This is a genomic window from Polyangium jinanense, from assembly GCF_028435265.1.
Lineage (GTDB): Bacteria > Myxococcota_A > Polyangia > Polyangiales > Polyangiaceae > Polyangium > Polyangium jinanense.
The window spans coordinates 84,173-95,705 of sequence record NZ_JAGTJK010000036.1 but is presented as its reverse complement, the minus strand read 5'-3'; the positions used below and the strand labels follow the sequence as shown (position 1 = coordinate 95,705).

Here is an 11,533-nt window from a genome sequence, read left to right as displayed (position 1 = left end):
TGTGGCGTGGTTGTCGGCGTAACCGCCGACAACGACGACCTGACCATTCGAGAGGATATCCGCGGCGTGCCGGCGATGCCGGACATTCATGGCCGCGGCGGACGACCAGGTGTTCATGGTCGGGTCGTAGATCTCGCAGCTCTGCAGCGAGACACCGTTCGTGGTCAAGCCGCCGGCCACGAGGACGCGGCCGTCCGAAAGGACCGTCGCCGTGTGGTAATTGCGGGGGACGGTCATCGGCGCGGCGGCGGTGATGGTGTTCGTCGCGACGTCGTAGATATCGACGACAGCCGTCGGTAAATCCCAGTTGCCCGTGGTCGCGCCGCCCGTGATGAGGACTCTGCCGTCTTGCAGGAGCGCCGCCGCGTGGTTCCAGCGCGGCGTGGTCATGGCCGGCGGCGAGGTCCACAACGGGTCGACGAGGAGCGACTCGCCCTCGATGTCGGCGAAGAGCTCGATCGTGGCCTCACGCGCGACGAGCTTCACGTCCACAGGACGCCCGTCCTCGGCCCAGGCTGCCGGCGCCGTGACGCGTACACGCGTCCCGCCCGCCGCGTCGAGCACCTCCACCGCGTCCCCGTCCTGCCGGAGCGCGGCGCCTTCGACGTCCCACGTTGCGACGGGCCCGTCCCCCGCCGTCGCGTGCTCGTCGAGCAGGAGCCACTCCTCATACCCTGCCTCGACGGCGGTCCAGAAGGACGAACCCCCCTCGCGAGGATACACGACCGCGAGGTTTTCGGGCGCGCCCGGGCCGACGATGCCTCGCTCTCGCACGCGGATCTCGAATCCGTCGGGCGTATGCAAAACGACTGCGCGGGTCGCCGCCGCGGGCAGGCTCATCATGAGCCCCCTGCGGCCGGAGGTGCGCGAGAGCGGGGACGGAGAGGCGAAGCCGTTCTCCACAGGGAGGAAGCTCTCTCCTACGTCGAGGATCGCCGGCGCTTTCTGAGGAAAACGCGCGCGGAGCTCCGTAGCGCCGGCGCCGGCTCTCCCACCGCGCCCGCCCGTATCATTGCTGATGCTCTCGCTCGGCGTGGACGTGTCGGGACGACAAGCGGCGCCGCCCGCGATACCGGCGATGGCGCAAAGGAAGACAGCGATTCGATTCTGCATGAATTCTCCTTGGCAGCTTGCACTGTGCTCGTCGCGCCCCCCGTAGCCACGGGACCGCATGCTGAAGCGCTTCGTGTCAAAGGGCCATGACACGGCCATCGTGCCATTTGCCTCGTGACAGAGCGAGAGCCGGGAGCGCCAGAAACGAGATCAGGACGCGTCAGAGCGAGGCACCCGGTTCGCCGCCGCACGCGCTGGTAACAGGACGGTGCAAAGGCCGGAGCGCCGGCGGCAGAGCGCCTGTATGGGCGCGAGCAGGCGTGCGGGAAGTCGTTCTTCCACTGGCGTTCGTTTGCGTGGTCGCCTCACAGGGTTCCGCGATTCGTAGGTTCCAGAACAGACAAAGGCTGGACGGTGGAAAGCGGGATCCGACCCGCAGGTCGACGCCGGCCCTTGCGCTTGTCCTGACGACGGCAACCCCTGCACGGACGACGTTTGCGACGCGAGCGGTGCCTGCGCGCATCCTCCGAGCTGCGCGTCGGAAGCCTTGAAAGGAGAAGCGTTCCGGCAGCAGCAGCAGCAGCAGCAGCGGCAGCAGCAGCAGCAGCAGCAGCGGCAGCAGCAGCGGCAGCGGCAGCGGCAGCTTGTCCCGAGGGTTGTCCTTTGACAGGGAAGCGCTGTCGGAAGAACATGTGCCTCGCACCGTCATGGCCCCTTCCGCCGATTCATCCTCCGCCGCTCGAAAAGGCGTCTCCACACCTCATGAGCCCGCGGATGCGCTGATGGACACGCTCGCCGCGCCTTCGAGCGCCACGCCTGCCTTCGCTCCAGGCAATCGGGCGATGCCCGCGGGAGCCTCCAGCGCCCATCTCCACTTGCAGCCCGGCACGGTCCTCAAACATTACGAGCTCATTCGCAAGCTCGGCGCGGGCGGAATGGGGATGGTGTTTCTGGCCCGTGACGTTCGCCTGGGCCGGCTCGTCGCCATCAAGTTCCTGCTCGAGCATACGGGGCAAGCGGCAACGCGTTTCCTCGCCGAGGCGCGCGCGACGGCGCAATGCAAGCACGAGAATATCGTCGTCATCTACGATGTCGACGACGCGCAGGGCTCTCCGTACATGGTCCTCGAGTATATCGAGGGCCGCACGCTGCGCGAGGCCATGACGGAGAGGGCGCATGACACCACGTCCGTGGTCGTGGAGCGGATGCTCCCCGTCGCGCGCGCCCTCGCCTGCGCGCACGCCATGGGCATCGTCCATCGGGATCTGAAGCCCGAAAATATCCTGCTGGCCGACGGCGGCCAGGTGAAGGTGGTCGATTTCGGCATCGCCAAGCAGGTCGCCCTCGATCTCATGCAAACGTTGCCCGCCACGCTCGCCTCGAAGTCCCCAATGCTCGATCTGACGCAGGATGGCGCGCTCGTGGGCACGATGCCGTACATGTCGCCGGAGCAATGGCTCGGCGAGCCGCTCGACGGGCGCAGCGATGTCTGGGCCGCGGGGCTCATCCTGTTCGAGCTCGCGACCGGCGCGCATCCGCTCGCGCCGCTCACGCTACCGGATCTCGTGGGGGTCTCGGATCTCGATATGCCGATGCCGAGCGCCCGTGACAAGCTTGGCGCGGGCCATCCGCTCGCGGAGGTGATCGATCGGTGCTTGAAGAAGCGCAAGAGCGAGCGAATCGGCTCGGCCAAGGAGCTCGTGGGGCTGCTCGAGCGACTCGGCGCAGAGACGACGAAGCCCGCGGCGCTCGCCGAGGACGAGAGCCCGTTCGCGGGCCTTTCCGCATTTCAAGAATCGGACGCCGCGCGTTTCTTCGGGCGTGACGACGATATCGCCGCGGTGCTCGGCAAGCTCCGCCATCAGCAGCTCGTCGCGATCGCGGGCGCTTCGGGCGCGGGGAAATCCTCGTTCGTGCGAGCGGGCGTCATCCCGGCGCTCCGGCGCGCGGGCCGCGAGATGGAGGCGTTCGTCCTTCGCCCGGGGCGGCGTCCTCTCGCCGCGCTCGCCGACGTGCTCGCGTTTTTCGTGGACAGCTCGGGCAACGCGGCCGAAGGCGGAGCCGATCCGGCGGCGATCGCCGAGCTCTTGCGGGCCCAGCCGGGAGCGCTCGGCGAGAGGCTGCGCGCGCGATGCAGAAAGCGCGGCGGCGAGCACCGCATTCTGCTCGTCGTGGATCAGCTCGAGGAGCTGTATACGCTGGGGAGCGATGCGTCGGAGCGGGCCGCGTTTTGCGCGTGCCTCGAGGGCGTGGCGGACGACGCGTCGTCGCCGCTGCGGGTGATCGTGACCATCCGTGCGGATTTTCTCGATCGCGTGTCGGAGGACCGGCGGTTTCTGTCGGCGATGACGCGGGGGCTCATGTTCTTGCCGCCCATGACGGCCGATGGGATGCGGAGCGCGCTCCAAAGGCCGCTCACGGCGGCGCGTTATCGGTTCGAGGACGAGGGGCTCTGCGACGAGATGCTCGGCGATCTCGGGGGGATGAAGAGCCCACTGCCGCTCTTGCAGTTCACGGCGACGAAGTTATGGGAGGCGCGCGACCGCGAAGAGCGGCTCTTGACGCGGAAGGCGTATCGCGCGCTCGGCGGCGCCTCGGGCGCGCTCTCGACGCACGCGGATGCGGTGCTCGCGGGGATGAGCGTGTCCGAGCAGTGCCTCGCGCGGGCGATCTTCTTGCGCCTGGTGACGCCGGAGCGGACGCGCGCGGTGGTGCGCTTGGAGGAGCTCTGCGCGCTCTCGGAGGAGCCCGCCCTTGCCGAGCAGGTGGTGCACCATCTGGCGGACGCGCGGTTGCTCTCCATCGAGGCGGGCGGCGAGCGCGAGGGCAAGACCGTCGAGCTGACGCATGAATCGCTCATCGAGCGGTGGGCGAAGCTCGAGCAATGGCTCGACGAGAACGAAAAGGACGCGGAGTTTCTGGTCGAGCTGCGGAGCGCGGCTTCGCAATGGGAGAAGAACGGCAAGGCAAAGGGGTTTTTGTGGCGCGACGAGGCGGCCAGCAAGGCGGAGCAATGGCTCGCGCGGAAGAAGGCCGAAGGCGACGCGGAGGGGACGCTCGGGCTCGGGAAGCGGGATCGGGGATATCTCGAAGCGGTCGTCAGGCTCGCGGAGCGGTCGCGGCGGAGGCGCCGCCAGGTGACCGGCGGGGTCATTGCGTTTCTCGCGTTCTTTGCATTCGTGGTCTCGCTCCTCGGCGTGCAGGCCAAACGCCAGGCGAGGCGGGCCGATGACAAGGCCGTAGAGGCCCAAGAGAGCGCCGCGGAGGCGCAGAAGAGCGCCGATGACGCCCGGAAGAGCGCTGCCCAGGCGGACAAGCGTGCGGCCGAGGCGCGTAATGCCAGCCGTATGGCGAGCGCCCGCGAGCATCAGTCCGACCCGACCCTGGTCCTCGCCCTCCTACGCGAGATGGAGCCTGCGGGCGAGCTTCCGCCGCGGTGGCGCGAGCTGGCCCTCTGGGCCAAGCATCAGGGAATCGCGAGCGTGGTTCTCTCCCACCAGGATGTCGTCTATTCGGCGGCGTGGAGCCCCGACGGCACGCGCATCGTCACCGTTTCAGGGGACAAGACCGCCTGGGTCTGGAACGCCGATGGCACGGGCAAGCCCCTGCGGCTCGACGGGCACCAGGATGTCGTCTATTCGGCGGCATTCAGCCCCGACGGCACGCGCATCGTCACGGCTTCGTTGGACAAGACCGCCCGGGTGTGGAACGCCGATGGCACGGGCAAGCCCCTGCGGCTCGACGGGCACCAGGATCGCGTCTATTCGGCGGCGTGGAGCCCCGACGGCACGCGCATCGTCACCGCTTCCGGGGACAAGACCGCCCGGGTGTGGAACGCCGATGGCACGGGCAAGCCCCTGCTTCTCGAAGGGCACCAGGCTAGCGTCCATGCGGCGGCGTTTGGCCCCGACGGCACGCGCATCGTCACCGCTTCCTGGGACAAGACCGCCCGGGTGTGGAACGCCGATGGCACGGGCGAGCCCCTGCGGCTCGAGGGGCACCAGGATCGCGTCTATTCGGCGGTGTTCAGCCCCGACGGCACGCGCATCGTCACCGCTTCCTGGGACAAGACCGCCCGGGTGTGGAACGCCGACGGCACGGGCAAGCCCCTGCGGCTCGAGGGGCATCAGGCTCGCGTCTATTCGGCGGTGTTTAGCCCCGACGGCAGGCGCATCGTCACCGCTTCCGGGGACAAGACCGCCCGGGTGTGGAACGCCGATGGCACGGGCAAGCCCTTGCTGCTCGAGGGGCACCAGGAGCGCGTCTATTCGGCGGCGTTTGGCCCCGACGGCAGGCGCATCGTCACCGCTTCCGGGGACAAGACCGCCCGGGTGTGGAACGCCGACGACACGAGCAAGCCCCTGCGGCTCGAGGGGCACCAGGATGGCGTCTCTTCGGCGGTGTTTGGCCCCGACGGCACGCGCATCGTCACCGCTTCCTTGGACAAGACCGCCCGGGTGTGGAACGCCGATGGCACGGGCAAGCCCCTGCGGCTCGAGGGGCACCAGGATCGCGTCGCTTCGGCGGCGTGGAGCCCCGACGGCAGGCGCATCGTCACCGCTTCCTGGGACAAGACCGCCCGGGTGTGGAACGCCGATGGCACGGGCAAGCCCCTGCGGCTCGAGGGACACCAGGATCGCGTCGCTTCGGCGGCGTTTAGCCCCGATGGCACGCGCATCGTCACCGCTTCCTGGGACAAGACCGCCCGGGTGTGGAACGCCGATGGGACGGGCGAGCCCCTGCGGCTCGAGGGGCACCAGGATCGCGTCTATTCGGCGGCGTTTAGTCCCGACGGCACGCGCATCGTCACCGCTTCGGCAGACAAGACCGCCCGGGTGTGGAACGCCGATGGGACGGGCGAGCCCCTGCGGCTCGAGGGGCACCAGGATGGCGTTTCTTCGGCGGCGTTTGGCCCCGACGGCACACGCGTCGTCACCGCTTCCTGGGACAAGACCGCCTGGGTGTGGAACGCCGATGGCACGGGCAAGCCCCTGCGGCTCGAGGGACACGGCGCACCCGTTGGCACCGGAGCAAGGGGAGGGGGGGCGTTTAGCCCAGATGGCGCCCAGATCGTCACCTTCTCGGATGACAAGACCGTGCGCGTGTGGAACGCAGATGGTACGGGCGAGCCGGCGATCCTCCGCATCCCCGAGTTCGAGGCCCATTCGGCGGCGTGGAGCCCGGACGGCACGCGTATCGTCACCGCCTCGCATAGCGGGATCGACCCAGCCACCGGCAAGATGAAGTCCTGGGCCACCGTATGGCCCCGCCTCCAGCGCTTCACCAGCCTGGAGGACCCGGCGCTCTGGACGGCCACCCGTTACTGCCCGCCCATCGAGCTACGAAAGGAGCTGCTCGGCGTATCCGAGGACGTCGCCGCCGAGCAGCTCGCGAGCTGCCAGCGCCGCGTCGCCGAGGCGAACGACCGCCGAGCGGCGCACCCTTGATACCTCGACGCCGAGGCGTCCCGCGAGCGCCATGGCCGGAGGTATGGCGACGCCTGTAGCGGAAAACCGGACCACGTGCTCAGGCGCCGAGCAAGAGGTCGCGGTCGGCCCGCAGAGTGGCCACCAGAAAATCGACCAGCACGCGCACCCGGGGGGTTTGCCGCAAGTCCCGGTGCACGGTTAGCCATAGCGGTTGCCCAGGCTCGCGCGGCATGGGCACGTGCGTCAGGCCCGGCGTCCGGTCCCCGAGGAACCTCGGCAGCACCGCCACCCCGGCGTCGGCCTGCGCGGCCTCGGCGAGGGCCAGCGATACATCGCTCACGAAGGCGGGCCGCACGCCCGGCGATAGATGTTGCAGCCAGGCCAATTCGACGCCGCTCGCAGGCAGCAGCAGCGGGTGCTCGTGCAGATCGTCCGGCGTCCGAACCGGGTGCCGAGCCAAATACGCGGCGGACGCATAGAAGCCGTGCCGCACCTCCCCGACGCGGCGGACCCGCAGCGATTCGTGCGACGTACGCACGAATCGCACCGCCAGCTCGGCCTCGCTGCGGCTGAGGTCGAGCACCGCGCCAGCCGGCAAAAGCTCGACGCACAGCGCCGGGTACTGGCGGCCAAAGCGCGCGAGGCGCGGGGCCAGGTACGCGATGCCGAAGGTCTCGGGCGAGGTCACCCGCACTGTGCCCTCCAGCGCGCCGCGCTGCGCATGGACCCCGCGCTCCAGCGCAAGCACCGCGTCCTCGACCTGGCGCAGGGGGGAAAGCAGCCGCTCGCCGTCGCGCGTCAGGACGTAACCTGCGGCCGTGCGCGTGAACAGCGGCAGGCCGAGAGCGCGCTCGGCCGCCTCGATACGCCGGCCGACCGTGGTGTGATCGACGCCGAGCACCGCGGCCGTCTTGGCCAGCGAACCGGCGCGCGAAAGCGCGGCGACGAAGCGCAGATCGTCCCAATTCATAGGCTGTGGATTCTTGCACGGCCGTCGGGTGCCGACGTGCATTCTCACCCGGCCTCTCGGGCGCTACGCCTGTCGAGTCCCCCCACCCCCACAGAGGTTTTCATGCGCGCCCTTCTTTCGCTCGTGTTCGGCCTCGCCCTCGTCGCCTGCGCCGATAGCCCCGCCCCTGATTCTGCCGATCCGTCGCCCGGCCCCGGAGCGCCCGTTCACACGCTGACGCTGCCAGCGAGGTATGCGTCGTCGTCCGACGTCGACGCCTACGCCGAGCTCGCGAATGGGCAGGCGAACGAGGAGACCGAGTTGATCTACGGGCTCGGCGATGGCTACCCGCGCGAAGTGACGCTCGTGCCGCAGGACGGCTACGTCCTTTCGTCCGATTGCCAGATGCACCCCGGCCCGGTGGTCTGGAAGTCGATCACCGACGTGCAGGGGACGGCCGCGACGGTCGAGCTCGTCGGCGGCGCGCTCGCTGTCGAGCTCCGGGAGGAGGGCACCGTGACCGTGCTCCTCGAGGGCGAGATCACCGGGCAGCACTGCCCCTCCGGGGACGGATCGATTGCGACCGCGCTGCCGCTCCAGCACCGGCTCGTGCTGCACGTCAAGCGCGTCGTCGGCTTCGTGGTCGAGCAGTTTCACCAGCAACTGGCCGGCTGCTGGGACACGATGGTGCTGCCGTCGGGGGCGCCGCTATGGGCGCCGACGGCACGCCCGCTCGATGCGACAGGAAAGCCCTTTTCGGCGATCAATGCGCCCGTGCCCGTTGCCCTCACGCTGCAATCGAATGGAGACCTGGCGCCTGGGCCCGGCGCCACCTACCTGACCGCAGGCCCAGGCTCGGTGACGGTATCGGTCGACACGACGCTGCCGGTGCAGGGGATGCACGCCTTCCAGGTGGTGGGCCCAGACGCGCTGACGTCCGTCGATGCCTCGTTCTACCTTCGCAAGGCCGCCCTCAAGGGCAACGTCTCCGAGCCCATCGAGGAAGGTGCGTCGTATGAGCTCTTCCTCCCCGAGCAGAGCAATGGTGTCGACCTCCACGTCGATGCGGCGATGACGACGCACGGAAAGCTCTGCGAGCACGTGCCGGGGGCCTGGTTCGCGTCGGCGTCGTCGACGCCCACGCAATGCGAGGCGAACGTGGGCGTCGTCGAGCCATACGCTTCCAGCACCATTCCGGTGGCCGCAATCGGCGACGCCGGCGAGTGCCGGCTTTCGGTGACGATTCCGGGCACGACGCATCGCTGGACGACGCGGTTCAGCATCGCGCCGTGAGCGCGGAGGCGGTTGCCGAGGGCTCGGACGCCTGTCAGTGCTCGAAGTCGAATACCACGGCGGCGTCCATGATGGGCTCGATGAACCTCGTCTTCACGTCGACGTGCACCGGATGGGTCAGATAGACATCGCGGGACTCGATGTCGCGGAACGTCATGCGAAACCCGAAATCCCAACCCCGGCCCGGAGCTTCGGGGCTGTTCTGCCGGCCCCCGACGTAGGCGTCGATTCCGGGGATCTGCTTCGGGAGGCTGGCGATCGCCTCCTCGGCGTCCTTCTTCGCCGACTCGGATGCGGTGGACTTCCAGCGAAGAATCACGAGGTGCTCGACGGGTTTCTTTTCCGTGGTGGACATGATAGGCATCGTAGTTCTCCTTCGTGAGCGTTGACCTCTCGAGGTCGCCATTCTATCGCGAGTGACCGGAGGGCGCGCTGTTCAGCGTGGAGCGCGTGAACGGACGCCACCAGGTTCGCTCGGAGGCAGAGCGATGGATTAGCAGCGTTCGTGCCAGGGTCGTGCTGAGGCGAGAGGAGCGCCGGCCGGGCAATACCCGGGCCCGCACGACGGATCATCATGTGCCGCCCGCGTCCGTGACAGTAACAGTGACAGTCACTGTTACTGTCACTCAGACTGTGTGGAAAGGGAGGGTTGGGGTGGGTGAGGTCAGAGCGAAAGCCGCCGACGTGCCAGGCCGAGCCGGGCATACGCGGTGTCGAGGGGAATCCGCAACGTCCGAGCGATCTCCGGCATCGACCGGCCGTCGGTCAGATACGCGCGGGCCACCACCCACACCTTCCGGCTGAGCCTCCGGACGGCCCTCTCCACCCGTCGCGCGGCATCCATCGCCTCCACGACCCGCGGCTCGAACGTCGGCTCCGGCGGATCGCGGTCGGCGAGATGCTCCACGCGATATCGCAAGAGCTTTTGGTGATTCGAGGCGACATAGAACGCAATCGTAGAAATCCACGACCGCGCGCCCTCGGGCGTCACGAGGCTGTCCCAGCGGCGCCAGGCGATGACGAAGACCTCCTGCACGAGGTCGTCTGCCTCCCGCTCCGGGACGCCGCGCTGCAGAACGATGGAGCGGACGAAGGGGCGGCATTCGCGGTAAAACCGCTCGAAAGACGCCTCCGGGGAGGGAATGTGTGTAGGTTTTTTGGCGGATTCAGGATGGACGTCTACATTAGGCATAGCCTGGAACTCCGTTCGTGCGGGTTTCGGGTCAGACGCCGGTCGGTGATGTGAGCGCCGGCCGGCGTCGCTTTTTTGTGTCTCATGGTTTGTCGGGGAAGGCAATGGGAAAGTGGGGGATATGGTTCGTCTAGGAAGAACCAGGATCCATCGGGACTGCGTGGCGCGGCCGCTTGAATGAGAGGAAGATCCAAGCTGGCAGAAGGCGTGCGCCTCCGCTTCCGTTACGGTTCATTCGCCGCGCATCGTCGGGTCGTGGCTCGCTTGCCGCCTGACGTCCCCATCACAACATGATGGTCAGGACGCTCTCGAGAGCGACCGGGAGGGAGAACTCCATGAAAAAGTCATCCCTGGCTTGTTTCGCAGGCCTCACCGCGCTACTGGTGGCGACCAGCGCGTTCGCGAGGATCGACTTTACCTTGAACCCACGCGAGGGCGAGACCACGCTTCGGGCTGGTTTCTCGGGTGACCCATTTCTCGTGATTGTCACGGCGGGTGGGTCCAACAACGTGAGCTCGGTCCGCTCCGGCTGCGAAGGCTTCGTTGCGGATGCGCCAGACTACCGCGTCCGTCGCGAGGGCGTCTCGACCTTGCTGCGCTTCTACGTGACGTCGGGCGAAGATACCACGCTGCTCATCTCCGACCCGTCCGGCCAATGGTACTGCTCCGACGACTCGTATGGCACGCGGAATCCGACGATCGATTTGTCGAACGCTCCGGAAGGCCGATACGATATCTGGGTCGGCACCCGCTGGCCAGACCGCTCCGCGCAGGCCGTCCTGAGCGTTACAGAAGCGGAATCGAATCATCCATAGCGCAGCCCCTCATCTTCGCCCCCGCTATCGCGAAAGCAGGCTGCCACGTCCCGAGGCACGTCTACCGGCGCCCCCTACCGTCGCGTGAGGCGGTGCAGGGGGCCGATGATGTGACGCAGCGTGTTGCGCAGCTGCGCAGCGGCAGCAGCGGCAGCAGCAGCACGCCGCCCTCACGACCGATACGGAGCCTGGGGATGTCGCCCCACCGACGCTCGAGAAAGAAATCGTCGCCGGAGAGATCACTTCAGCTCCAGCCGGCCACCTATCGCGTCTCGGTGCTCGCCACCGCGCTCTTCGGCGTCGCGTTCCATGCCTCCCGCGCAGTCCACGTGACCACGCTGCTCGGGCTCGACGCCGACGTGCTCGACACGCGCTACGTGACGCAGGTCGGCGGGGAGACCCACCACGTGCTCGTGCCGTGGCGGGTGCGTGGGGTGCTGACGATGGGCGTGGACTGGGTGCTTTGAGAGAAGGTGGGTGCGGGTTCGACATTCACGCGGGCGCGGTGATCGATGGCCGCGATCGCCGCCGTGTGGAGAGACTGTGCCGGTATCTGGCCCGGCCGCCGATTGCATAGGAATGCGGCGCTGCGCAGGCACGTCGTGGCCTCTCGGCGCCCCTCGGCCCTGGCGATGGAGCCAGCCCCTACGACGTTGAAGACACCAGGCACACGGTTGACCGCCGCGCGAGATGCGTGCTACGCGCCCGAGGAGGCGGAAATCCTGGTTTATTTGTCCTAGGTGCTCCCGTTCACGTCGTATGGCTGCATTCCCTTGCACGCCACGCCAAATTCGACGACGGT

General features: G+C 68.2%; 9 protein-coding genes. 4 read left to right on the top strand and 5 right to left on the bottom strand.

All coding sequences use genetic code 11. The features are described 5' to 3' along the window. Together KEG38_RS39385 and KEG38_RS39380 are read right to left on the bottom strand one after the other, a co-directional pair. A partial coding sequence (locus tag KEG38_RS39385) for a Kelch repeat-containing protein (protein ID WP_272425604.1) occupies positions 1-1,113 on the bottom strand: 1,113 nt, incomplete at its 3' end. 160 nt (positions 1,114-1,273) lie between these two features. After that, positions 1,274-1,762 (bottom strand): hypothetical protein, encoded by a 489-nt coding sequence (locus tag KEG38_RS39380; RefSeq protein ID WP_272425603.1) that lies wholly within the window; start codon positions 1,760-1,762, stop codon positions 1,274-1,276. 73 nt (positions 1,763-1,835) lie between these two features. Here KEG38_RS39380 and KEG38_RS39375 point away from each other — a divergent pair, with 73 nt between their 5' ends. Further along, positions 1,836-6,500 (top strand): nSTAND1 domain-containing NTPase, encoded by a 4,665-nt coding sequence (locus KEG38_RS39375; protein WP_272425602.1) that lies wholly within the window; start codon positions 1,836-1,838, stop codon positions 6,498-6,500. A 79-nt stretch (positions 6,501-6,579) separates the two neighbouring features. Here KEG38_RS39375 and KEG38_RS39370 read toward each other — a convergent pair whose 3' ends face one another. Then, entirely contained in the window at positions 6,580-7,452 is an 873-nt protein-coding gene (locus KEG38_RS39370; RefSeq protein WP_272425601.1) for a LysR family transcriptional regulator, read from the bottom strand. Between the two features lie 102 nt (positions 7,453-7,554). On the opposite strand from KEG38_RS39370, the gene KEG38_RS39365 reads away from it, so the two are divergent. Beyond that, complete coding sequence (locus KEG38_RS39365) at positions 7,555-8,724, top strand: hypothetical protein (protein ID WP_272425600.1); 1,170 nt, start codon at positions 7,555-7,557, stop codon at positions 8,722-8,724. A gap of 34 nt (positions 8,725-8,758) precedes the next feature. On the opposite strand, the gene KEG38_RS39360 is transcribed toward KEG38_RS39365, so the two are convergent. Next, complete coding sequence (locus KEG38_RS39360) at positions 8,759-9,079, bottom strand: Dabb family protein (RefSeq protein WP_272425599.1); 321 nt, start codon at positions 9,077-9,079, stop codon at positions 8,759-8,761. A gap of 309 nt (positions 9,080-9,388) precedes the next feature. Further along, positions 9,389-9,916, bottom strand: a complete 528-nt coding sequence (locus KEG38_RS39355) for an RNA polymerase sigma factor (RefSeq protein ID WP_272425598.1) — start codon at positions 9,914-9,916, stop codon at positions 9,389-9,391. Positions 9,917-10,251: 335 nt separating this feature from the next. Between KEG38_RS39355 and KEG38_RS39350 the strand changes: the two genes are divergently transcribed. Continuing rightward, positions 10,252-10,731, top strand: coding sequence for a hypothetical protein (locus KEG38_RS39350; protein ID WP_272425597.1), 480 nt, complete (start codon positions 10,252-10,254; stop codon positions 10,729-10,731). 194 nt (positions 10,732-10,925) lie between these two features. After that, the gene (locus KEG38_RS39345; RefSeq protein WP_272425596.1) at positions 10,926-11,198 is read left to right on the top strand and encodes a hypothetical protein; all 273 of its coding nucleotides are present in this window, start codon (positions 10,926-10,928) and stop codon (positions 11,196-11,198) included. Positions 11,199-11,533 lie beyond the last annotated feature (335 nt).

What these genes read in the sequence shown, in the direction of transcription:
- KEG38_RS39380 (WP_272425603.1), bottom strand. Translation starts at nt 1,762, where the DNA reads ATGACGGTGCGAGGCACATGTTCTTCCGACAGCGCTTCCCTGTCAAAG.
- KEG38_RS39375 (WP_272425602.1), top strand. Translation starts at nt 1,836, where the DNA reads ATGGACACGCTCGCCGCGCCTTCGAGCGCCACGCCTGCCTTCGCTCCA.
- KEG38_RS39370 (WP_272425601.1), bottom strand. Translation starts at nt 7,452, where the DNA reads ATGAATTGGGACGATCTGCGCTTCGTCGCCGCGCTTTCGCGCGCCGGT.
- KEG38_RS39365 (WP_272425600.1), top strand. Translation starts at nt 7,555, where the DNA reads ATGCGCGCCCTTCTTTCGCTCGTGTTCGGCCTCGCCCTCGTCGCCTGC.
- KEG38_RS39360 (WP_272425599.1), bottom strand. Translation starts at nt 9,079, where the DNA reads ATGTCCACCACGGAAAAGAAACCCGTCGAGCACCTCGTGATTCTTCGC.
- KEG38_RS39355 (WP_272425598.1), bottom strand. Translation starts at nt 9,916, where the DNA reads ATGCCTAATGTAGACGTCCATCCTGAATCCGCCAAAAAACCTACACAC.
- KEG38_RS39350 (WP_272425597.1), top strand. Translation starts at nt 10,252, where the DNA reads ATGAAAAAGTCATCCCTGGCTTGTTTCGCAGGCCTCACCGCGCTACTG.
- KEG38_RS39345 (WP_272425596.1), top strand. Translation starts at nt 10,926, where the DNA reads ATGTCGCCCCACCGACGCTCGAGAAAGAAATCGTCGCCGGAGAGATCA.